We start from the raw sequence: 20,122 nt of genomic DNA, 5'->3' as shown, positions 1-20,122 counted from the left end.
GTGAAAGGGAAATCGATGGATTGGATGACTAGATTTCCGCACATGGACGACGACACGCTGCGTGTCTTGAAGAAGAGCATCGATGAGGGCTTCCGCGGCTTCACGCGCGCCTATGGCGACACTATCGAGGGCTTCTTCCAGCCGCTGCAGTATTTTCTCATCCAATCCGAACGGTTCATGACCAATACGCCATGGCCGATCATCCTGCTGCTGATCGCGACTATCGCATGGTTCGCCACCCGCAGCTGGAGGATCGTGATCAGTTCGGTCGTCACGCTGCTGGTCATCGGCTACTTCGACATGTGGGACGACACGATGAAGACCATCTCGATGATCCTGGTCTGCACCATCCTGTCGATCGTGCTCGGAATTCCCATCGGCATCGCCATGTCGCGTTCGGACCGGCTGCAGAGCTGGATTAACCCGATCCTCGATGTGATGCAGACCATGCCGAGCTTCGTCTACCTCATCCCCGTGGTCATGTTGCTCGGCATCGGCAAGGTGCCCGGCCTGATCGCAGTGGTGATCTATGCCATCCCGCCGATGATCCGGCTTACCAATCTGGGCATTCGCCAGGTCGATCGCGACGTGCTTGAGGCGGCGGACGCCTTTGGCTCGTCCAGCTGGCAGAAGCTCAAGAACGTGCAGATGCCGCTGGCGCTTCCCACCATCATGGCCGGTATCAACCAGACCATCATGATGGCGCTGGCCATGGTGGTGATCGCCTCCATGATCGGCGTGCAGGGCCTCGGCCAACCGGTGCTGAAGGCAATTGCCAACCAGTATTTCACGCTCGGCGTGTTCAACGGCCTCGCCATCGTCGGCATCGCCATCATCTTCGATCGCATCAGCCAGGCGTACGGCAAGCGGCTGCAAAGGCACCTGGAGGTCATCCATGGCTGAGCCGCAGAAGAACGCGGACAACGGCATCCATATCCGCAACCTGTACAAGATCTTCGGCCATGGCGCGGCAGGTTATGTCGATATGGTCAGGCAAGGCATGTCCAAGGCCGAGCTGAATGAGAAGCACGGCCATGTTCTGGGCCTCAAGAACATCAACATCGACATGCCCGGCGGCGACATCTTCGTCATCATGGGCTTGTCGGGGTCCGGCAAGTCGACGCTGATCCGTCACATCAACCGACTGATCGATCCCACCGTCGGCGAGGTGCTTGTCGGCAACGCCGACGTGGTGAAGATGAACCAACGAGAGCTGCGTGAATTCCGCCGACACAAGACCGCAATGGTGTTCCAGAAGTTCGCGCTGCTGCCGCATCGCAACGTGTTGGAAAACACCGTCTATGGGCTCGAAGTGCAGGGCGTGCCGCGGGCCAAGCAGGTAGATTCGGCCATGCGCTGGATCGAGCGCGTCGGCCTCGACGGGTTCGAACAGAAGTATCCCAACCAGCTTTCCGGCGGCATGCAGCAACGCGTGGGCCTGGCGCGCGCACTGGCCAACGATGCGCCGATCCTTCTGATGGACGAAGCATTCTCGGCACTCGATCCGCTGATCCGCATGGATATGCAGTCCGTGCTGCTCGACCTGCAGCGGGAGATCAAGAAGACGATCGTCTTCATCACACACGACCTCGACGAGGCGCTACGCCTCGGCGACCGGGTGGCGATCCTACGCGATGGGGAAGTGATCCAGCAGGGCACCGCCCAGGACATCGTGCTCAACCCTGCCGACGACTATATCGCCAACTTCGTGAAGGAGGTGAACCGCGGCCGCGTGATCAGGCTCGATGCCGTCATGGCCCCGGTCAATTCAGGATCCCAGCCGGCTTCGGTCCTGGCGCATGCCGACACCACGCTTGACGAGGCCGCGACCATGCTGACCAAGGCCGGGCAGAATGAGCTTTCCGTCGTCAATGGCGACGGCGAGCAGATCGGCCGGCTGGACCTGCAGCGAATTATTTCTGCCATGGTGACGCCGGCGGCCGGCAATTAGAGAATTTCACGGCCAAATGGAGGACGGCGCAATCTGTCCTCCATCGCCGCGCAGATAGTGCCCAAACTTCCAACAGGCTGCTGCCGCCCTATCTTTTCGGCACGACAACATCAGCGCTCCGCGCACACGATGGGAAGAGAAAGGGACCGGAACCATGCGTCTCTTGCTGGCAAGTACGATCCTCGCCGCTCTCACTGCCACAGCACACGCCGAGATGAAGGTGAGCTTCGACTGGGGGCCGACAAAGAAGTGCTTCGACCCCAACTCGCCGCCGTTCAAGCTGTCGGGCGTTCCAAGCGGCACCGCGACCCTCGATTTCCACATGACAGACAAGAATGCGCCGAACTTCAACCACGGCGGTGGTCAGGTTCCCTATAGGGGCGAAAGCTCGCTGCCCTATGGCGCGTTCAAATACAAAGGCCCCTGCCCGCCTTCCGGCACGCACACCTATGTCTTCACAGTGAAGGCTCTGGACGCGAAGGGCAAAGTGCTCGCAACCGCCAATGCGCAGCGCGATTTCGCGCACCAACCCTGAAAACACGAAGGGCCCCGCCGACGGCGAGGCCCATTTTCTTCACGCGAAGCGACCGGAGCTTCAGGCCTGCGGCTGCTTAGTCTTGCGCAGGTACGGCAGGATGCGGTCGAAAGCGCCGAAGCGCTTGATGGCATCTTCGTCCGACACCGCAGCCGTGATGATGACATCCTCACCCTGCTTCCAGTCGGCCGGCGTCGCCACCTGATGCTTGGCGGTGAGTTGGATGGAGTCGAGCGCGCGCAGTATCTCGTCGAAGTTACGCCCCGTGGTCATCGGGTAGGTCAGCACGAGCTTGATGCGCTTGTCGGGGCCAATGATGAAGACCGAGCGAACGGTGGCATTGTCGGCCGGCGTACGCCCTTCGGAGCTGTCACCGGATTCCGCCGGCAGCATGTCGTAGAGTTTGGCGACCTTCAGGTCCTTGTCGCCGATCAGCGGGTAGTCGACCACATAGCCGGTGGCGGTGCGGATATCGTCCTTCCACTTGGCATGGCTTTCGACGGGATCGACCGAGATGCCGATGATCTTGGCGTTGCGCTTGGCGAATTCATCGGCAAGGCCGGCCATGGCGCCGAGCTCGGTGGTGCAGACCGGGGTGAAGTTTTTCGGGTGCGAGAACAGCACCGCATAACCGTCGCCGATCCAGTCATGGAAATGGATCGTGCCCTTGGTCGTTTCGGCGGTGAAATCCGGTGCAATGTCGTTGATGCGAAGGCCCATGATCGTCGCTCCCGTGTTGGTCATTGAAAGTATGCGGTGATGATACCGCAATAGGCGTCCGGGCCGAAGCTCTTATGTCGCCATGCCTTTCCCAATTTCGTCGGATGCCGGCGAAAAACACCTCCTTGCGCGCGCCCAGCAGGAGGGTGATTTCGGCTTGCATGTTTCATCCATATGTGAAAACTGTATTCATAAAAGAAGATATGGGGGCGGGTCGATCCTGCAACGATCTGGCCGCACAATTTCGAAACGGAAGCATAGATGACGGACTTCGCGCCCACGGTGGGCATTTCCTCCACGCGGCCGCTAAACATGCCGGCCGACCATGCCGAAATACCGGTCTGGAATTCGGAGAACTGGTTTTATGAGGATTGGCCCGTTGGTCAGAAGATCCGCTCGCTGCGGAGGACGATGTCGGAGGGCGACAGCCATCTCTTCAACACGCTGGTGCTCGACATTCACCCTTATGTTCAGGACCAGATGTTCGCCGAAACCGAGGGCATGTTCGGAAAGCGGCTGATTGCCGGCGCCTTTGTCTTTTCCGCCGGCCTCGGCCTTGTCGCGACCAATTGCGTCAATGCCTTTTCCTATGGCTACGACAAGCTGCGTTTCATCAAGCCGGTGTTCATCGGCGACACGATCTACGCCATCCGCACCAACCTCGACAAACGCCCGCGCTACAAGGAGTTGGGCCTGATCCGCGCCAGCTATGAGGTATTCAAGGGCGAAGGCGAACTGGTGCTCTACTGCGAGCACCTGCAGACCGTGAAGTATCGCAACCCGGCCGATTTCGTCGGCAAGACTGAGAAATAGTCAGAGATGAGCACAGACACCGAACTGCCGCTGACGGGTCTCGTCGTGGTGGACATGAGCCAGTTCCTGTCCGGGCCCTATTGCTCGCTGAGGCTGATGGATCTCGGCGCGCGCGTCATCAAGATCGAGCGGCCGGACGGCGGTGACCTGTCGCGCCGGCTCTATCTCAGCGACACCGAGATCGGCGGCGATTCCACCATTTTCCACGCCATCAACCGCGCCAAGGAGAGCCTGGCGATCGATCTCAAGAACGATGATGACCTCGCTGCGCTGCGCACGCTGCTGACCAAAGCAGACGTGCTGATCCAGAACTTTCGCCCCGGCGTGATCGAGCGCCTCGGCCTCGACTACGAGGCGGTGCGCAAGATCAACCCGCGATTGGTCTACGCCTCGATCAGCGGCTATGGCGAGGAAGGCCCCTGGCTGAAGCGGCCCGGTCAGGACCTTCTGGCCCAGTCGCGCTCGGGCGTGATGTGGCTGAACGGCGACGAGCAGCAGGGCCCGGTGCCCTTCGGCCTCGCCATCGGCGACATGCTGGCCGGTGCGGCTGCGGCGCAAGGCATTCTGGCCGCTCTGGTGCGGCGCGGCGTTACCGGCCAAGGCAGCCATATCGAGACCAGCCTGCTCGAGGCGCTGGTGGACCTGCAGTTCGAGGTACTGACCACGCATCTGAACGACGGCCGACGCCTGCCTCGACGCTCGAGCTTCCGCAGCGCGCACGCCTATCTCGCTGCGCCCTACGGCGTCTATCCGGCCCGGGACGGCTACCTTGCCATCGCAATGACGCCGATCCCCAAGCTGGCCGACCTTCTTGGTCTGGAGGAACTCTCTCAATACCGCGACGCCCCCGCCAGCTGGTTCACCGCGCGCGACGATATCAAGGCGGTCATCGCGAAACGTATCGCTACCGGAACGATCGAGGAATGGCTTGCCATTCTGGAGCCGGCCGACATCTGGTGCGCCAAGGTGATGGACTGGAATGAGCTGCTGGACAGCGAAGGTTTCCAGGTGCTCGACATGCTGCAGACCGTGACGCGCGAGGGCGAGGTGTCGATCACCACCACGCGCTCGCCGCTGCGCATCAACGGGCAGCGTCCCGTCGTGTCGCGCGCCGCGCCACGCATCGGGGAGCACAGCGACGCCATCCGCGCGGAATTTGGCCTGTGAGCGCGGCTGTCCGCCTCAAGGGCATGACCTGGAGCCACCCGCGCGGCTATGACCCGATGGTCGCCTGCTCGGCGATCTGGGAGCAGCGCACGGGCGTGCGCATCGACTGGGACAAGCGCTCGCTGCAGGATTTCGAATCCTTCCCGGTCGAGGAACTGGCGCGCGCCTACGACCTCATCGTCGTCGATCATCCGCATGTCGGCCAGATCACTGCGGAGGGATGCCTTGCGCCGCTCGATGTTGCTGGGCGCGAGGCGGAGCGCGCGGCACTGGCTGCGGCGAGCGTCGGCCGTTCCTATCCCAGCTACACCTGGGAGGGTCGGCAATGGGCGTTCCCAATCGATGCGGCGACACAGGTTCAGGCCTGGCGGCCCGACGCGCTCGACGCGCCGCTCGCCAAATGGAGCGACGTGCTGAATCTGGCGCGCGAAGGCCGCATTGCGCTGGCGTTGAGACCCCCGCATTCGCTTATGAGCTTTTATACGCTCGCCGGCAATCTCGGCCATCCCTGCGCGGTCGAAGGCGACATGCTCATCACACCCGAGGCAGGCGCAGCAGTGTTCGAAATGATCCGCGAGATAGCCGATCTGATAGATCCCGCCTCGCCGGAAATGGATCCCATTGCCGTGTCTGAGAAGATGGCGGAGGCCGGTTCAAAACTCGTCTGCTCGCCGCTGATCTACGGCTATGTCAGCTATTCGCTAACCGGCTTCCGCGCCAATCGTCTCGCCTTCGCCGACATTCCGGCTGCCGGTAAAGATGGCCCGGTCGGCTCGGCGCTCGGCGGCACCGGCATCGCCGTTTCGGCCTTCTCGCGGGAACGGGAAGCGGCTACCGACTTCGCCTATTGGGTGGCCGGTGGCGAGGTGCAGAGCGGGCCCTATGCGGCCGCAGGCGGCCAGCCTGGCCACGCGGATGCATGGGAGGACGACGGCGTCAATGCAGCAGCCGGCGACTTCTACAAGGCGACCCGCGCAACGCTGGAAGGGGCATGGGTACGCCCTCGCCACAATGGCTATATGGCATTCCAGCAAGCCGCATCGGACCGCATCAACGAAGGCCTTGCTGCCCGCCACGCGGCGCGTGGCGTGATTGAAGTCATCAACGAGCTGTTCCGCGGGAGCTTTTGAAAACATTCAAGTTTTTGGTGCGTCCTTCGAGGCTCGCTTCGCTCGCAGATGGCGCAGGTTCCCCTCATCCTGAGGCGCTCGCCTAGAGGGCGAGCGTCGAAGGACGCACGGCAATAGCTGCCCGCCTCACGCCAACTTCCAGATCCGCCTTGCATTGCCGGAAAGCAGTTTTGTGCGCTCGTCGGCCGAGGCGCCGGCGAGCAGCGCATGGGTTGCCGCCACCCATTGCGACAGGCCGCCGCCGAGCGTGCAGACCGGCCAGTCGCTGCCCCAGACAACGCGATCCCAGCCGAAACTCTCGATAGTGTGCTCGACATAGGGGCGTAGCGTCTCGACCGTCCAGTTCTCGGGATCGGCATAGGCAACGACGCCCGATATCTTGGCCACGACATTGTCGCGCCGGGCGATTTCCGCCATGTGCTCGCGCCAGGGATGAATTGTCTCGCCCTTGATGTCCGGCACGCCGCAATGGTCGAGCACGAACTGGACCTCGGGCGCTAGGTCGGCGAGAGCCATTGCCTTCGACAGCTGGTGCGGCAGCACGCAGAGATCGAAGGTCAGGCCAGTACCGGCAAGCCGCCGGATATTATCACGGAATAGCGCGCTCTCCGACAGCTCGTCGGGCATCACATGCAGCACGCGCCGGAAGCCTTTTACGAAGGGATTGCCCTCCTGGCTCTCGAGATAGGCGGCAAAGCCTGCCTCCTCCGGACGGCAGGCCGCGATGGCACCCACTATCAGATTGGCCGGCTGCGCGGAAAGTTCCTGCACATAGTCGGTTTCGGCCTCGATCTCGGCCGGATCGACATCGACTTCCATGTGCAACGTGGCCGAAATCCCGGCCCGTTTTGCCTCGCGCGCGTATTCCTCATAGCGGAAGTCGCGATTGAGGGCCGCAACCCCGGCTAGCCAGGGATAGCGCAGTGCCGAAAGGTCTATCAGGTGTAGATGCGTGTCGACGATCATGGGCGCTCCTCCTTCGCCTTCTCACGGGCTCCCGCAAGAAAATCATCACTTCAAATACAAATCACTCCTGCGGGCGCACGTCCGATCCGGCGAGCAGCGACAGCTTGCCGGTGGTTGCGCGCAAAAGCTCGATGGTGCGCGTGATGTCCGGCGCGTGCGGGGTGTTGACGAGCGTGATGTAGGGCACCGTCAGCGCCGCAATCGCCTTGCCGTCGGGCCCGATGACGGGCGCTGACAGGTTGTAGACGCCCGCCGTCTGCATGCTGCTCATCATCTCGTAGCCGCGCTCGCGGATCAGGTCGAGGCGCTTGAAGAAGTCGTCGTTCAAGACCGGTTGCTCGGTGCTGCGGCCGCTCTCCGCGATCATCATCATCCGTTCCTCTGGCGAGCGGAAGGCCAGCAGCACATGGCCCGAACCGGTGTCGAACAGGCTGATATGCGAGCCGACGCGGATGGAAATGCCCCAGTAGCCCGGCGCTTCCTGCTGCGCGATGACCACGGCCGCGCCCCGATCGAATACCGCAAGCTGGTTGGCCTGGCAGGAGGTCTCGGCAAGTTCCCGCATCAACGGCGTGGCGTAGGAGACCAGCCGGCGCACCGGCGCATGCAGTTGCGCCAGGCCGAACAGCTTTAGGGTCAGCGAATAGCGGTCGCCGTCGATCTTGGTGACATAGCCGCGCCGCACAAGCCGGTCGAGCATCCGGTAGAACTCGTTCGGGCTGCGGTCGAGTTTCTTGGCGATCTCGGCCTGCGTCAGCCCGCCATCCACCCCGGACAACAGCTCCAGAATGTCCAGGCCCTTGTCGAGCGCCGGCGCGCGGTAGCGGTCTGTCTCCTCGTCCTCCAAGGAATTTCCTCCAGTGAATTGCTCCTTGCATATACGCATAAAGCAAAGCCGAAGGAAGAAGTTTCAACTTGACCTGCTTATGAATTTGCTTTTCTTATATGAATGAAGCGCTCACTTATGAGCGCTCACACGGCGCCCGCGCGCCGTCTGGAGGGAGGAGAGGATATGAACAGACTGCTTTCCGGCGTCTCGGCCGGAGTCCTATTGATTGCCGTCGGCTCGAGCGCCGCTCTCGCCGCGGACCTGCCCGGAAAGTTCGAAGGCGTCACCATTGATGCCAAGCTGATCGGCGGCCAGCAATATGAAGCACTCTACACCCGCATCGGCGAATGGGAGAAGGCGACCGGCGCCAAGGTGAACGTGCTGTCGAAGAAGAACCACTTCGAGCTCGACAAGGAAATCAAGTCGGACATCGCCTCTGGCAGCGTGACCTGGTGCGTGGGCTCCAACCACTCGTCCTTCGCGCCGCAATATCCCGGTATCTACACCGATCTGTCGAAGCTCCTGCCCAAGGAGGAGATCGACGCCTTCGTGCCGGCCAACATCAAGGCCTCCACGCTCGACGGCAAGCTGGTGATGCTGCCGCGCGCGCAGTTCGACGTCTCCGCGCTCTATTACCAGAAGAGCCTCTACCAGGACGAAGCCAAGAAGAAGGCTTACAAGGAAAAGTATGGCGAGGAGCTGACCCCGCCCGACACCTGGGACGAAGTGGCCAAGCAGGCCGAGTTCTTTGCCAATCCGCCGGACTTTTACGGCACCCAGTACGCCGGCAAGGAAGAAGCGATTAACGGCCGCTTCTACGAAATGCTGGTGGCCGAGGGCGGCGAATATCTCGACAAGGACGGCAAGCCCGCCTTCAACTCCGAGGCCGGCGTGCGCGCGCTCGACTGGTTCGTCAATCTCTACAAGGCCAAGGCGGTGCCGGCCGGCACCACCAACTATCTCTGGGACGATCTCGGTCAGGGCTTTGCCTCGGGCACGGTCGCCTTCAACCTCGACTGGCCGGGCTGGGCCTCCTTCTTCAACGATCCGAAGTCGTCCAAGGTGGCCGGCAATGTCGGCGTGAAGGTGCAGCCGAAGGGTTCGTCGGGCACGCGCACCGGCTGGTCGGGTCATCACGGCTTCTCGGTCACCGAGAACTGCGCCAACAAGGAAGCGGCCGCTTCGCTGGTCTGGTTCCTGACCAATGAGGACAGCCAGAAGCTGGAAGCCGCCGCCGGCCCGCTGCCCACACGCACCGCCGTGTGGGAATGGGACATCGAGCAGGCCAAGGCCGATCCTTACAAGACCGAGGTCCTGCAGGCCTTCCAGGAAGCCGCGCAGCACGCCTTCCCGGTGCCGCAGACCCCCGAGTGGATCGAGATCTCGAACGCCGTCTATCCGGAGCTCCAGGCCGCCATCCTCGGCGACAAGACTTCCAAGCAGGCGCTTGATGACGCTGCCGCCAAGGCAACCTCGATCCTCGAGGAAGCCGGCAAGCTCTAAGGCATGATCCCAGAACAATGCCGGCATGTCATGCCTGCCGGCGCCCAGAACCTTCTCCCCGCTTCGGCGGGGAGAAGAGCGGGCTGATGCGCATCCTGTGCCGGTCCATGAATCCGCATAAGAGACGGAAGGTCGCCCGATGAGCGCCACCGCCAGAGAAGATATTCTGGAACAGAGATCGATAAGGCTTCCGCGCCTACCCGCGCCGGTGCTGCTTGTCATGCCGGCGATCGTGGTGCTGGCGGCGGTGGTGATCGTGCCGCTGGCCCTGTCGCTCTATTCGAGCTTTACGCCGTTCCGCCTGACCAAGCCGGAGACCTTTTTCGTCTTCATCGGCTTGCGCAACTACGCCAACCTTCTTTCCGACTGGGATTTCTGGGCTGCCTTCGGCCGCACCGTGCTTCTGCTTACGGTCGCCCTCAACCTCGAAATGCTGCTCGGCCTCGGCCTTGCGCTGATGGTCGAGAAGGCGACGCGCGGCCAGCGCATCCTGCGCACACTCCTGATGTTCCCGATGATGTTCTCGCCGATCCTCGTCGGTTTCCAGTTCAAGTTCATGTTCAACGACAATATCGGCTTAGTGAACAATGCGCTGCAGGCGCTGGGCATCACCGATACCGCCATACCCTGGCTCATCGAAGGGCACCTCGCCTTCATCGCCATCCTTGTCGCCGAGATCTGGTCGGCCACGTCGGTCTTTGCCATCCTCATCCTCGCCGGCTTGCTCGCCATGCCCAAGGAGCCGCTGGAGGCCGCGCGCGTCGATGGCTGCACGCCCTGGCAGACCTTCCGCTATGTGACCTGGCCCTTCATCATGCCATTTGCCTACATCGCCATGACGATCCGTTCGCTCGACGTCGCGCGCGCCTATGACATCGTCAAGATCATGACCGACGGCGGCCCGGCCAAGCGTACCGAGTTGTTGTGGACGCTAATTTCGCGCACCGCCTATTCGGACGCCAAGATGGGCCTGGCAAACGCCATGGCCTATGTGTCGATCCTGCTGTCGATCCTCTTCACCGTCTATTTCTTCCGCAAACTCGCTGCGGCGCGCACGCAGATCGGCGCGGAGTGGTAAGCATGCGCGACGAGAACGCCTCCCACCGCCTCAAGCGCCGCCTTCTCAAGATCGCCCATGCGGTCAGCCTGTTCGCGGCCATGACCATCATCTGCCTGCCGGGTCTCTGGATCGTGCTGTCGTCGCTGCGGCCAACGGTCGAGATCATGGCAAAACCACCGGTCTGGATTCCGCAGGAACTGTCCTTCGAAGCCTATGTCGCGATGTTCAGCGGCGTCGGCAAAGGCGGCATCCCGGTGATGGAATATTTCCGCAACTCGCTCATCATTTCGATCACCTCCACGGCGGTCGCGATTGCGGTCGGCATGGCCGGAGGCTACGCCTTCGCGCGCTATCGTTTTCGCGGCAAGTCGGGCCTGTTCCTCGGCTTCATGCTGACGCGCACGGTGCCGGGGATTGCGCTGTCGCTGCCGTTGTTCTTCGTCTATGCCCGGCTTGGCATCATCGACACGCATTTCGGGCTGATCATGGCCTATGTGGCGCTCAACGTGCCCTTCACCATCTGGCTGATCGACGGCTTCTTCCGGCAGGTGCCGAAGGATCTGGCGGAAGCCGCGCAGATCGACGGCTGCACGCGCTGGCAGGCCTTCTGGCAGGTGGAGTTTCCGCTGGCCGGCCCCGGCATCGCCTCGGCAGGCATCTTCGCCTTCCTCACGTCCTGGAACGAATTCGCGCTCGCCTCGCAACTGACCCGCTCGGTGAATTCGAAGACGCTGCCGGTCGGCCTGCTCGACTACACGGCCGAGTTCACCATCGACTGGCGCGGCATGTGCGCCCTTGCCGTGGTGATGATCATCCCGGCCCTCACCCTCACCTTCATAGTGCAAAAGCACCTCGTCTCCGGCCTCACGTCGGGCGCGGTGAAAGGCTGACAATGGCGACCGTATCCCTGAAGAAGCTGGTCAAGCGCTACGGCAATCTGGAGATCGTGCACGGCATCGAGCTCGACGTGGCGGACCGCGAGTTCATCGCGCTGGTAGGGCCGTCCGGCTGCGGCAAGTCGACGACGCTGCGCATGATCGCGGGGCTGGAGGACATTTCGGGCGGCGCCATCGAGATCGGCGGCCGCACGGTGAACGACCTGCCGCCGCGTGCGCGCAACATCTCCATGGTGTTCCAGTCCTACGCGCTCTACCCGCACATGACGGTGCGCGAGAACATGGGTTTTTCGCTCAAGATCGCCAACGAGCCCAAGGCCGAGATCGACCGCCGCGTCAACGAAGCGGCCGCCATCCTCGACCTCAATCATCTCCTCGACCGGCGCCCCTCGCAGCTTTCCGGCGGCCAGCGCCAGCGCGTCGCCATGGGCCGCGCCATCGTGCGCAAGCCCGACGTGTTCCTGTTTGACGAGCCTTTGTCGAACCTCGATGCCAAGCTGCGCACGCAAATGCGCACGGAGATCAAGAAGCTGCACGCCAAGGTGCAGTCGACCGTCATCTACGTCACCCACGACCAGGTCGAGGCGATGACGCTGGCAGACCGCATCGTCATCATGCGCGACGGTCATATCGAGCAGGTGGGTTCGCCCGACGAGGTGTTCCGCCGCCCGGCCACGCGCTTTGTGGCGGGCTTCATTGGCTCGCCGCCAATGAACCTGCATGAGGCGACTATCGACGACGGCAAGCTGCGCTTCGGCAATGGGTCGAGCCTGCCCCTGCCCCGGCAGTTCCAGTCCAATGTCGCCGCCGGCCAGAAGGTGGTGTTCGGCCTCAGACCCGACGATCTCTACCCGACCGGCCATGGCATCAATTCCGGCGACGCGGCCGATGTGCACGGTGCAGAGCTTCCCGTCTCGATCACTGAGCCGCTCGGCAACGAGACGCTGGTGTTCGCCGAGTTCGACGGCCACGATTGGGTGTCGCGCATGCTCAATCCGAAGCCACTAAGGACGGGGGATCGCATCGGCATGAGCTTCGACCTCAGCCAGGCACATCTCTTCTCGGCCGAAACCGGCCGCACGCTCAGGAGCTGACCATGGCAAAGATCGAGAAGGTCGAGTTGCGGATGGTCGACCTGGTGCCCAAGGTCAAGCGCACCGACGCCATCCAGAGTTTCGTCTCCCAGGAGACGCCCATCGTCACCATCACAGACGCCGATGGTGCGGTCGGCACCGGCTACAGCTACACGATCGGCACCGGCGGCTCTTCGGTCATGCGGCTTCTGGCCGATCATCTGGCGCCGCGCATCATTGGACGCGACGCCGACTGCATTGAGGCGATCTGGCACGAGCTGGAGTTCGCCACTCATGCCACCACCATCGGCGCCATCACCTCGATCGCGCTGGCCGCGATCGACACCGCGCTGTGGGATCTGCGCGCGAAGAAACAGGGCCTGCCGCTTTGGAAACTCGCGGGCGGCGCCAAGGATCGCTGCCCGCTCTACACCACCGAAGGCGGCTGGCTACACATCGAGACCGAGGCGCTGGTGGAAGATGCGCTTGCCGCCAAGGCCAAGGGCTTTCGAGGCTCTAAGGTCAAGATCGGCCGGCCGCACGGCTCGGAAGACCTGGCCCGGCTGTCGGCGGTGCGCAAGGCGGTGGGCGACGGCTACGAGATCATGACCGACGCCAATCAGGGTTTTGTCATCGACGAAGCGATCCGGCGCGCAGCGCGTCTTGCCGAACTCGATCTCGCCTGGATCGAGGAGCCTCTGCCCGCCGACGACATCGACGGTCATGTGCGCCTCAACGCATCGACCTCGACGCCGATTGCCGTCGGCGAGTCGCTCTATTCGATCCGGCATTTCCGCGAATATATGCAGAAAGGTGCCTGCTCCATCGTGCAGGTGGATGTAGGCCGCATCGGCGGCATCACACCCTGGCTGAAGGTAGCGCACGCCGCCGAGGCCTTCGACATCCCCGTCTGCCCGCATTTCCTGATGGAGCTGCATGTCAGCCTCGCCTGCGCGGTGCCGAATGGCAAATATGTCGAATACATCCCCCAGCTTGACGAACTGACAGCCGGCCGCATGCGCATTGAGAACGGTTACGCCCATGCGCCAAGCGAACCCGGCATCGGCATCGACTGGGACTGGGACGCCGTACGCGACCTGAGCATTCCCGAATTCACGCGCGAGATCGGGAGGGCCTGATGCAGCGAATGGGCATGATGATCGGTCTGAAGCCCGAAAAGGTCACTGAGTACAAGCGCCTGCACGCCGCCGTCTGGCCTGAGGTGCTGTCGATGATCTCGGCCTGCAACATCCGCAACTACTCGATCTTTCTCAAGGAGCCAGAGAACCTGTTGTTCGGCTATTGGGAATATCACGGAGCCGACTTTTCGGCCGATGCCGCGAAGATGGCCGCCGATCCCACGACTCAGGAATGGTGGGCGGTGTGCATGCCCTGCCAGTCGCCGCTCGAAACACGCAAGGACGGCGAATGGTGGGCGATGATGGATGAGGTGTTTCATCATGAGTGAACCGTTCGATCCCGCCTCCCTCGCCCAGTCCTGGCCGTTGCCTGAAAGCCCGCGCCCGATCGTGACGTTCGGTGCCGGCTCCATCGTCGGCGACGCGCATTATCCAGCCTATCGCAAGGGCGGCTTCCCGATTGCCGGCCTGTTCGACCCCGACAGAGAGAAGGCCGAGAAGCTGGCTTCCGCATGGGGCGTCACTGCCTATAGATCACTTGGCGAGGCGGCGGCGGTCGAGAACGCCATCTTCGATCTTGCAACGCCGCCCGGCCGCCACGCCGAAGTGCTTGAGGCGCTGCCGGACGGCGCCGTCGCGCTGATCCAGAAGCCGATGGGCGCAGACCTCGCGCAGGCAACAAGAATCCTTGAGATTTGCCGGCGAAAGAAGATCACCGCGGCGGTCAACTTCCAGCTTCGCTTTGCACCGATGATGCTGGCGCTGAAGGATGCCATCGCAAAAGGCTGGCTCGGCGAGGTGGTCGATTTCGACGCCTGGCTGGCGCTCGACACGCCGTGGCAGCTATGGCCCTTCCTGAAGGGCCTGCCGCGTATCGAGATCGCCATGCACTCGATCCACTATCTGGACCTGATCCGCCAGTTGCTGGGCGATCCGCAGGCTGTTCACGCCAAGACGCTCGGCCACCCGTCGCATGATGTTGCCCAGACGCGCACCAGCGCCATTCTCGACTATGGCGACCGGGTGCGCTGCGCGCTGTCGATCAACCATGACCACAAATTCGGCCGCCCGCACCAGGCCTGCGAGTTCCGCATCTGCGGCACCGAGGGCGCGGCCTATCTGCAGCTCGGCGTCAATCTCGACTATCCGCGCGGCGAGCCGGACATATTGGAGATCCATCCGAAGGGCGCCGATGGCTGGGTTTCGGTGCCGTTGAAGGGCGCCTGGTTCCCGGATGCCTTCGTCGGCCGCATGGCCAACCTGCAACGCTTCGCATCCGGCGAAGATGCCGAGCTTGTCGGCTCGGTCGAGGACGCCTGGAACACGATGGCCCTGGTAGAAGCAGCCTACCGCTCCAGCGCGAGCCCGGCGACACCGATCGAAAGGCGAGCCTGACATGGAGCAGACCACCTATTTTGAGGACTATGAGATCGGCCAGTCGCGACTGACCTTCGGCCGCACGATCACCGAGACCGATTTCATCGTCCATGCCGGGCACACGGGCGACTTCTTTCCCCATCACATGGATGCGGAGTTCATGAAGTCGACACCGTTCGGTCAGCGCATCGCCCATGGCACACTGGTGTTCTCCATCGGCATCGGGCTGACGGCGACTGTCATCAACCCCGTTGCCTTCTCCTATGGCTATGACAGGCTGCGCTTTGTGCGGCCGGTATTCATCGGCGACACGATCCGCACGCGCACCACCATCGTGCGGAAGGAGGACGACCCCAAACGCACTGACGCCGGCCGCGTCTTCGAGCGCTGCGAGGTCATCAATCAACGCGAAGAGGTCGTGCTGGCCGCCGAACACATTTACATTGTCGAGCGTCGCAGGGCAGCTTGAGCGAACAACCGGATCAGGGAACGAAGCAATGACACATCTTGAGGGTAAGACGGTGCTGGTGACGGCCGCGGCGCAAGGGATCGGGCGTGCCACCGCCCTTGCCTTCGCGCGCGCCGGGGCCGAGGTGGTCGCCACCGACATCAACGAAAAACTGGTCGAACAGCTGACCAGCGAGCCCGGCATTATCGCCCGCAAGCTTGACGTGCTGAACGCCACTGAGGTCGAGCAGCTTGTCTCCGAGATCGACAAGATCGACGTGCTGTTCAACTGCGCCGGCTTCGTCCACTCCGGCACGATCCTGGAGATGAAGGACGAGGAACTCGACTTTGCCTTCGACCTCAATGTGCGCTCCATGGTGCGCACCATCCGCGCCGTGCTGCCGGGAATGATCGCACGCGGCGGCGGCGCGATCATCAACATGTCCTCGGTCGCCTCCAGCGTGAAGGGCGTGCCGAACCGCTTCGCCTACACCACCACCAAGGCCGCCGTAGTTGGCCTCACCAAGGCGGTCGCCGCCGACTACATCGGCAAGGGCATTCGCTGCAACGCCATTTGCCCCGGCACGGTGGAGAGCCCGTCGCTGGAAGATCGCATGCGCGCCGGCGGCGACTATGAAGCCTCGCGCGCCGCTTTCATCGCCCGCCAGCCGATGGGCCGGCTTGGCACGCCGGAAGAGATCGCCGATCTTGCGGTCTATCTGGCCGGCGCCACCTATACGACCGGCCAAGCCTACGCGATTGACGGCGGCTGGGCGATGTGATGACGGACCCCTGCAAAGCACGGTCCATTTTTGAAGGAGATTTGACGTGAAGCTATTGCGCTATGGCGAGGTCGGCCGCGAGCGGCCTGGCCTGATCGACGCAGATGGCAACATCCGCGACCTGTCGCAGAACATCGCCGACCTGTCGGACGAAACGCTGGACCCGGCGGCACTTGAGCGGCTGTCGCATGTCGATCCGTCGACGCTGCCGCTGGTGCATGGAAATCCGCGCCTCGGCCCCTGCGTCGCCGGCACCGGCAAGTTCATCTGCATCGGCCTCAACTATTCCGACCACGCAGCCGAGACCGGCGCCACCGTGCCGCCGGAGCCAATCATCTTCATGAAGGCCACCTCGGCCATCGTCGGCCCGGATGACGACCTGCTCATCCCACGCGGCTCTGAGAAGACCGACTGGGAGGTCGAGCTCGGCGTCGTCATCGGCCGCCAGGCAAAGTACGTCACCGAAGACGAGGCGCTGGATTATGTCGCCGGCTACTGCACCATCAACGACGTCTCAGAGCGCGCCTTCCAGACCGAGCGCTCGGGTCAATGGACCAAGGGCAAAAGCTGCGACACCTTCGGCCCCATCGGCCCCTGGCTGGTGACCAAGGACGAGGTCGCCGACCCGCAAAACCTCTCCATGTGGCTGACGGTGAACGGCCAGAAGGTGCAGGATGGCTCGACCCAGACCATGGTCTACGGCGTCAAATATCTGGTGTCCTATCTCAGCCAGTTTATGAGCCTGCATCCGGGCGACATCATCTCCACCGGAACGCCTCCGGGCGTCGGCATGGGCATGAAGCCGCCGCGCTACCTGAAGGCCGGGGACATCGTCGAACTCGGCATCGAAGGCCTCGGCCAGCAGCGCCAGAACGTCAAAGCCGACGCGTAAAGCATGATCCCGAACCGAAGGTCCGCGCAGCGAATGGTTGCAGACTTTTCGGACAAGATAAGGCTTCAAAAACAGAGCTTTAGAGTGAGACATTGTCAGAAAAGGTAATCTCGCTCTAAAGCTCGGCCACCCTCCCCCCTCATTCGTGAGCAGACCGTGACCCGCATCACCGATCTTCGCGTATTCGACTTGCGCTTTCCCACCTCGCAGAGCCTCGACGGCTCGGATGCGATGAACCCAGACCCGGACTATTCCGCCGCCTATGTCGTTCTCGACACGGACAAAGATGGTCTGGCGGGTCATGGTCTGACCTTCACCATCGGCCGCGGCAACGAAGTCGTCTGCCTCGCCATCAAGGCGCTGCGGCACCTGGTTGTCGGCCTCGATCTCGACTGGGTGAAGGAAGACCCGGCCCGCTTCTGGCACCATGTGACCGGCGACAGCCAGCTACGCTGGATCGGCCCCGACAAGGGCGCCATGCATCTGGCCGTCGGTGCGGTGGTGAATGCCGTGTGGGACCTCTGGGCCAAGGAGGCAGGCAAGCCCGTGTGGCGGCTGGTGGCAGACATGTCGGCTGAAGAGATTCTGAAGATCGTCGACTTCCGCTACCTGACCGACGCGCTGACGCCCGACGAGGCGCTTGCGATCCTGAAGAAGGCGGAGGCCGGCAAGGCAGAACGCATGGCCATACTCGAGCGCGAGGGTTATGCCTGCTACACCACCTCGGCCGGCTGGCTCGGCTATGGCGACGAGAAGCTTCGCCGCCTCTGCCGCGAGGCTATCGATGCCGGCTTCAACCACATCAAGATGAAGGTCGGTCGCGACCTCGAGGACGACATTCGCCGCCTCACCATCGCGCGCGAAGTGATTGGCCCGGATCGCACCCTGATGGTCGACGCCAACCAGGTCTGGGAAGTCGGCCAGGCGATCGAGTGGATGGGCAAGCTTGCCTTCGCAAAACCCTTCTTCATTGAGGAGCCGACCAGCCCGGACGACATTGCGGGCCATCGCAAGATCCGCGAGGCGATTGCGCCGGTGAAGGTGGCGACCGGCGAGATGTGCCAGAACCGCATCATCTTCAAGCAGCTTATCGCCGAAGGCGCCATCGACGTTGTGCAGATCGACTCCTGCCGCATGGGCGGTCTGAACGAAGTGCTGGCGGTGCTGCTGATCGCTGCCAAGTACAATCTGCCCGTATGGCCGCATGCCGGCGGCGTCGGCCTTTGCGAATATGTGCAGCATCTGTCGATGATCGACTACATTGCAGTGTCCGGCACCAAGGACGGCCGCGTGATCGAATATGTCGACCACCTGCACGAGCATTTCGTCGAGCCCTGCGACATCCGCAACGCGGCCTATATGCCGCCGCTGGCACCGGGCTTCTCGATTGAGATGAAGCCGGCTTCAATCGCCGCGCACGAGTTCAAGGGCTGATAATGGCCATCGCCGGCGTCAATCGCGCCGGCCACTCGCTTTCAGGCCGTGCCGTATTGGGTAAGCGGCCTGCCGTCTACCAGCTGTAGCAGTAGTTCGCGGAGACGAGCGGCGGCGCCGGACAGCGATAGTCGCTTGTCCATCCTTGCCACCTCATCCGCTGCTGCCTTCGCGACATCCGCATCGCGCGGCAGCCAGAGCAGCCAGGCGATCAGGACGTCTTCCGGTTCCGGCTTCGCTTCCGGCGAGGCGTGACCCCAAAGCATATCCCAGCGCGGCGACGCGCCGGGCAATCGTTGCGACCCCATCTATCAAGCCTCGATCTCGAGGGCCGAAAGCGGGCGTGAGCAGCAGGCGAGGACAAATCCGTCGGCGATCTCGTGATCGAGAATGCCGCCATTGTGGCTCATCTCGACCTCGCCGGAGACCTTCTTGACCTTACAGGTGCCGCACAGGCCGAACTCGCAAGCGGCCGGAATCCGCACACCTGCCGCACGCGCTGTCTGCAGCACGGTCTGGCCTGCGACGCATTCGGCATCGACTTCCGAGAGCGAGAAGCGGATCGGCGTAGCCTCGACGGGTGCATCCACCCCCGCCTCATCCGCGTCAGCGGCGAAGGACACCGGCTCGACCGGCGGCGCGCCAAAGCTTTCCTGATGGTAGTGCGCCATGTCGAAGCCGGCAGCTTCCAGCATCCCGCGCACCGCACGCATGAACGGATCAGGCCCGCAGCAGAAGATCTCGCGCTCACGGAAATCGGGCGAGAGCAGCGGCAGGCGCACCGCGTCGATGCGGCCCATATGGCCGAACCAGCTTTCGCGGCTCGACCGCTCCTCGACCAGGAAGCTGAGCGAGAGGCCCGGCATCTGGTTGCCGAGCAGCTCGAGCTCCTTGCGGAAGATGATCTCTTCCGGCCGCCGTGCGCAGTTGACGAAGGCAACGTCCGTCTGCGGCGCGAAGTCGTTCAGCCAGCGGGTCATCGACATCATCGGCGTGATGCCCGAGCCCGCTGAGACGAACAGATATTTCCCCGCCGGATGGTTGTGCAGCGAGAAATCTCCGGCCGGGCCATATGCCTTGATGTGCATGCCCGGCCGCAGATTGTCGAACATCCAGCGAGTGCCGATGCTGTCAGGCTGCGCCTTGACCGTGACCGCGATTGAGAACGGCCGCGAGGGACTGGACGAGAGCGTGTAGGTGCGCAGCACGGGCTCCGCACCAACCGGTATCTCCAGCGTGACGAACTGGCCCGGCTGGTAGCGGAACCAGGTCTGATTGTCGGAGCGGAAGGTGAAGGTCTTCACCTGTGCCGCCTCGTCGGTCACGCCGATGCATTCCAGCACCTGCAGCTTGTCGTTCCACGGCAGCATCTGATCCAGATGCCGGTAGAGGCCGATCGCGGTCATGG

At 62.8% G+C, this 20,122-nt stretch carries 22 protein-coding genes; 17 read left to right on the top strand and 5 right to left on the bottom strand.

The window, feature by feature from the left end:
- Positions 1 to 15 precede the first annotated feature (15 nt).
- The 3 genes from M2281_RS13185 to M2281_RS13175 all read left to right on the top strand — a co-directional run bounded on the left by M2281_RS13185 (position 16) and on the right by M2281_RS13175 (position 2,486).
- A complete protein-coding gene (locus tag M2281_RS13185; RefSeq protein ID WP_280821602.1) occupies positions 16 to 903 on the top strand; it encodes an ABC transporter permease in 888 nt (295 codons plus the stop codon).
- Complete coding sequence (locus M2281_RS13180) at positions 896 to 1,951, top strand: quaternary amine ABC transporter ATP-binding protein (protein WP_280821601.1); 1,056 nt, start codon at positions 896 to 898, stop codon at positions 1,949 to 1,951. The genes M2281_RS13185 and M2281_RS13180 overlap by 8 nt, the downstream gene beginning before the upstream one ends.
- 154 nt (positions 1,952 to 2,105) lie before the next feature.
- Positions 2,106 to 2,486: a YbhB/YbcL family Raf kinase inhibitor-like protein gene (locus tag M2281_RS13175; protein WP_280821600.1), complete on the top strand. Its 381-nt coding sequence runs from the start codon at positions 2,106 to 2,108 to the stop codon at positions 2,484 to 2,486.
- A gap of 60 nt (positions 2,487 to 2,546) precedes the next feature.
- Here the strand turns inward: M2281_RS13175 and M2281_RS13170 are convergent, their stop codons facing one another.
- Complete coding sequence (locus tag M2281_RS13170; RefSeq protein ID WP_280821866.1) at positions 2,547 to 3,206, bottom strand: peroxiredoxin; 660 nt, start codon at positions 3,204 to 3,206, stop codon at positions 2,547 to 2,549.
- Between the two features lie 261 nt (positions 3,207 to 3,467).
- On the opposite strand from M2281_RS13170, the gene M2281_RS13165 reads away from it, so the two are divergent.
- From M2281_RS13165 to M2281_RS13155, 3 genes are read left to right on the top strand one after another with little or no spacing between them, the layout of a single operon-like run.
- Complete coding sequence (locus M2281_RS13165; RefSeq protein ID WP_280821599.1) at positions 3,468 to 4,019, top strand: MaoC family dehydratase; 552 nt, start codon at positions 3,468 to 3,470, stop codon at positions 4,017 to 4,019.
- 6 nt (positions 4,020 to 4,025) lie between these two features.
- Complete coding sequence (locus M2281_RS13160; protein ID WP_280821598.1) at positions 4,026 to 5,186, top strand: CaiB/BaiF CoA transferase family protein; 1,161 nt, start codon at positions 4,026 to 4,028, stop codon at positions 5,184 to 5,186.
- A 23-nt stretch (positions 5,187 to 5,209) separates the two neighbouring features.
- A complete protein-coding gene (locus M2281_RS13155) occupies positions 5,210 to 6,316 on the top strand; it encodes an ABC transporter substrate-binding protein (protein ID WP_280821865.1) in 1,107 nt (368 codons plus the stop codon).
- Positions 6,317 to 6,442: 126 nt separating this feature from the next.
- On the opposite strand, the gene M2281_RS13150 is transcribed toward M2281_RS13155, so the two are convergent.
- Entirely contained in the window at positions 6,443 to 7,282 is an 840-nt protein-coding gene (locus M2281_RS13150) for an amidohydrolase family protein (protein ID WP_280821597.1), read from the bottom strand.
- 61 nt (positions 7,283 to 7,343) lie between these two features.
- Entirely contained in the window at positions 7,344 to 8,129 is a 786-nt protein-coding gene (locus M2281_RS13145; protein ID WP_280821596.1) for an IclR family transcriptional regulator, read from the bottom strand.
- A 165-nt stretch (positions 8,130 to 8,294) separates the two neighbouring features.
- Here M2281_RS13145 and M2281_RS13140 point away from each other — a divergent pair, with 165 nt between their 5' ends.
- The 11 genes from M2281_RS13140 (at position 8,295) to M2281_RS13090 (ending at position 18,714) form a co-directional block, all read left to right on the top strand.
- Positions 8,295 to 9,614: an extracellular solute-binding protein gene (locus tag M2281_RS13140; protein ID WP_280821595.1), complete on the top strand. Its 1,320-nt coding sequence runs from the start codon at positions 8,295 to 8,297 to the stop codon at positions 9,612 to 9,614.
- A 139-nt stretch (positions 9,615 to 9,753) separates the two neighbouring features.
- On the top strand, positions 9,754 to 10,692 hold the full coding sequence (locus M2281_RS13135; RefSeq protein WP_280821594.1) for a carbohydrate ABC transporter permease: 939 nt from the start codon (positions 9,754 to 9,756) through the stop codon (positions 10,690 to 10,692).
- A gap of 2 nt (positions 10,693 to 10,694) precedes the next feature.
- The gene (locus M2281_RS13130; protein WP_280821593.1) at positions 10,695 to 11,564 is read left to right on the top strand and encodes a carbohydrate ABC transporter permease; all 870 of its coding nucleotides are present in this window, start codon (positions 10,695 to 10,697) and stop codon (positions 11,562 to 11,564) included.
- Positions 11,565 to 11,566: 2 nt separating this feature from the next.
- Positions 11,567 to 12,664, top strand: coding sequence for an ABC transporter ATP-binding protein (locus tag M2281_RS13125; RefSeq protein ID WP_280821592.1), 1,098 nt, complete (start codon positions 11,567 to 11,569; stop codon positions 12,662 to 12,664).
- Positions 12,665 to 12,666: 2 nt separating this feature from the next.
- Positions 12,667 to 13,782 carry a mandelate racemase/muconate lactonizing enzyme family protein gene (locus tag M2281_RS13120; protein ID WP_280821591.1) on the top strand — a complete coding sequence of 372 codons (1,116 nt, stop codon included), beginning with the start codon at positions 12,667 to 12,669 and terminating at the stop codon, positions 13,780 to 13,782.
- Positions 13,782 to 14,111 carry an L-rhamnose mutarotase gene (locus tag M2281_RS13115; protein WP_280821590.1) on the top strand — a complete coding sequence of 110 codons (330 nt, stop codon included), beginning with the start codon at positions 13,782 to 13,784 and terminating at the stop codon, positions 14,109 to 14,111. Before M2281_RS13120 ends, M2281_RS13115 begins: the two co-directional genes overlap by 1 nt.
- The gene (locus M2281_RS13110; RefSeq protein ID WP_280821589.1) at positions 14,104 to 15,177 is read left to right on the top strand and encodes a Gfo/Idh/MocA family protein; all 1,074 of its coding nucleotides are present in this window, start codon (positions 14,104 to 14,106) and stop codon (positions 15,175 to 15,177) included. Before M2281_RS13115 ends, M2281_RS13110 begins: the two co-directional genes overlap by 8 nt.
- Position 15,178: 1 nt before the next feature.
- Positions 15,179 to 15,628, top strand: a complete 450-nt coding sequence (locus M2281_RS13105) for a MaoC/PaaZ C-terminal domain-containing protein (RefSeq protein ID WP_280821588.1) — start codon at positions 15,179 to 15,181, stop codon at positions 15,626 to 15,628.
- A 28-nt stretch (positions 15,629 to 15,656) separates the two neighbouring features.
- On the top strand, positions 15,657 to 16,388 hold the full coding sequence (locus tag M2281_RS13100; protein WP_280821587.1) for an SDR family oxidoreductase: 732 nt from the start codon (positions 15,657 to 15,659) through the stop codon (positions 16,386 to 16,388).
- A 46-nt stretch (positions 16,389 to 16,434) separates the two neighbouring features.
- A complete protein-coding gene (locus M2281_RS13095; protein ID WP_280821586.1) occupies positions 16,435 to 17,280 on the top strand; it encodes a fumarylacetoacetate hydrolase family protein in 846 nt (281 codons plus the stop codon).
- A gap of 156 nt (positions 17,281 to 17,436) precedes the next feature.
- A complete protein-coding gene (locus tag M2281_RS13090; RefSeq protein ID WP_280821585.1) occupies positions 17,437 to 18,714 on the top strand; it encodes an L-fuconate dehydratase in 1,278 nt (425 codons plus the stop codon).
- Between the two features lie 41 nt (positions 18,715 to 18,755).
- Here the strand turns inward: M2281_RS13090 and M2281_RS13085 are convergent, their stop codons facing one another.
- Together M2281_RS13085 and M2281_RS13080 are read right to left on the bottom strand one after the other, a co-directional pair.
- Positions 18,756 to 19,022, bottom strand: a complete 267-nt coding sequence (locus M2281_RS13085) for a hypothetical protein (protein ID WP_280821584.1) — start codon at positions 19,020 to 19,022, stop codon at positions 18,756 to 18,758.
- Between the two features lie 3 nt (positions 19,023 to 19,025).
- Complete coding sequence (locus tag M2281_RS13080; RefSeq protein WP_280821864.1) at positions 19,026 to 20,120, bottom strand: hybrid-cluster NAD(P)-dependent oxidoreductase; 1,095 nt, start codon at positions 20,118 to 20,120, stop codon at positions 19,026 to 19,028.
- Positions 20,121 to 20,122 lie beyond the last annotated feature (2 nt).

This window comes from Pseudaminobacter soli (ex Li et al. 2025) (genome assembly GCF_029892515.1).
Classification (GTDB): Bacteria; Pseudomonadota; Alphaproteobacteria; order Rhizobiales; family Rhizobiaceae; genus Pseudaminobacter; species Pseudaminobacter soli_A.
Note: the sequence above shows the minus strand (reverse complement) of the source record. Positions and strands in the feature narration are given on the sequence as shown.

Bases quoted from the DNA above. Each gene is read 5' to 3' on its own strand.
- M2281_RS13160 (WP_280821598.1), top strand. From the start codon at position 4,026: ATGAGCACAGACACCGAACTGCCGCTGACGGGTCTCGTCGTGGTGGAC.
- M2281_RS13115 (WP_280821590.1), top strand. From the start codon at position 13,782: ATGCAGCGAATGGGCATGATGATCGGTCTGAAGCCCGAAAAGGTCACT.
- M2281_RS13130 (WP_280821593.1), top strand. From the start codon at position 10,695: ATGCGCGACGAGAACGCCTCCCACCGCCTCAAGCGCCGCCTTCTCAAG.
- M2281_RS13125 (WP_280821592.1), top strand. From the start codon at position 11,567: ATGGCGACCGTATCCCTGAAGAAGCTGGTCAAGCGCTACGGCAATCTG.
- M2281_RS13180 (WP_280821601.1), top strand. From the start codon at position 896: ATGGCTGAGCCGCAGAAGAACGCGGACAACGGCATCCATATCCGCAAC.
- M2281_RS13175 (WP_280821600.1), top strand. From the start codon at position 2,106: ATGCGTCTCTTGCTGGCAAGTACGATCCTCGCCGCTCTCACTGCCACA.
- M2281_RS13105 (WP_280821588.1), top strand. From the start codon at position 15,179: ATGGAGCAGACCACCTATTTTGAGGACTATGAGATCGGCCAGTCGCGA.
- M2281_RS13140 (WP_280821595.1), top strand. From the start codon at position 8,295: ATGAACAGACTGCTTTCCGGCGTCTCGGCCGGAGTCCTATTGATTGCC.
- M2281_RS13080 (WP_280821864.1), bottom strand. From the start codon at position 20,120: ATGACCGCGATCGGCCTCTACCGGCATCTGGATCAGATGCTGCCGTGG.
- M2281_RS13135 (WP_280821594.1), top strand. From the start codon at position 9,754: ATGAGCGCCACCGCCAGAGAAGATATTCTGGAACAGAGATCGATAAGG.
- M2281_RS13170 (WP_280821866.1), bottom strand. From the start codon at position 3,206: ATGGGCCTTCGCATCAACGACATTGCACCGGATTTCACCGCCGAAACG.
- M2281_RS13150 (WP_280821597.1), bottom strand. From the start codon at position 7,282: ATGATCGTCGACACGCATCTACACCTGATAGACCTTTCGGCACTGCGC.
- M2281_RS13100 (WP_280821587.1), top strand. From the start codon at position 15,657: ATGACACATCTTGAGGGTAAGACGGTGCTGGTGACGGCCGCGGCGCAA.
- M2281_RS13110 (WP_280821589.1), top strand. From the start codon at position 14,104: ATGAGTGAACCGTTCGATCCCGCCTCCCTCGCCCAGTCCTGGCCGTTG.
- M2281_RS13155 (WP_280821865.1), top strand. From the start codon at position 5,210: ATGACCTGGAGCCACCCGCGCGGCTATGACCCGATGGTCGCCTGCTCG.
- M2281_RS13120 (WP_280821591.1), top strand. From the start codon at position 12,667: ATGGCAAAGATCGAGAAGGTCGAGTTGCGGATGGTCGACCTGGTGCCC.
- M2281_RS13165 (WP_280821599.1), top strand. From the start codon at position 3,468: ATGACGGACTTCGCGCCCACGGTGGGCATTTCCTCCACGCGGCCGCTA.
- M2281_RS13085 (WP_280821584.1), bottom strand. From the start codon at position 19,022: ATGGGGTCGCAACGATTGCCCGGCGCGTCGCCGCGCTGGGATATGCTT.
- M2281_RS13185 (WP_280821602.1), top strand. From the start codon at position 16: ATGGATTGGATGACTAGATTTCCGCACATGGACGACGACACGCTGCGT.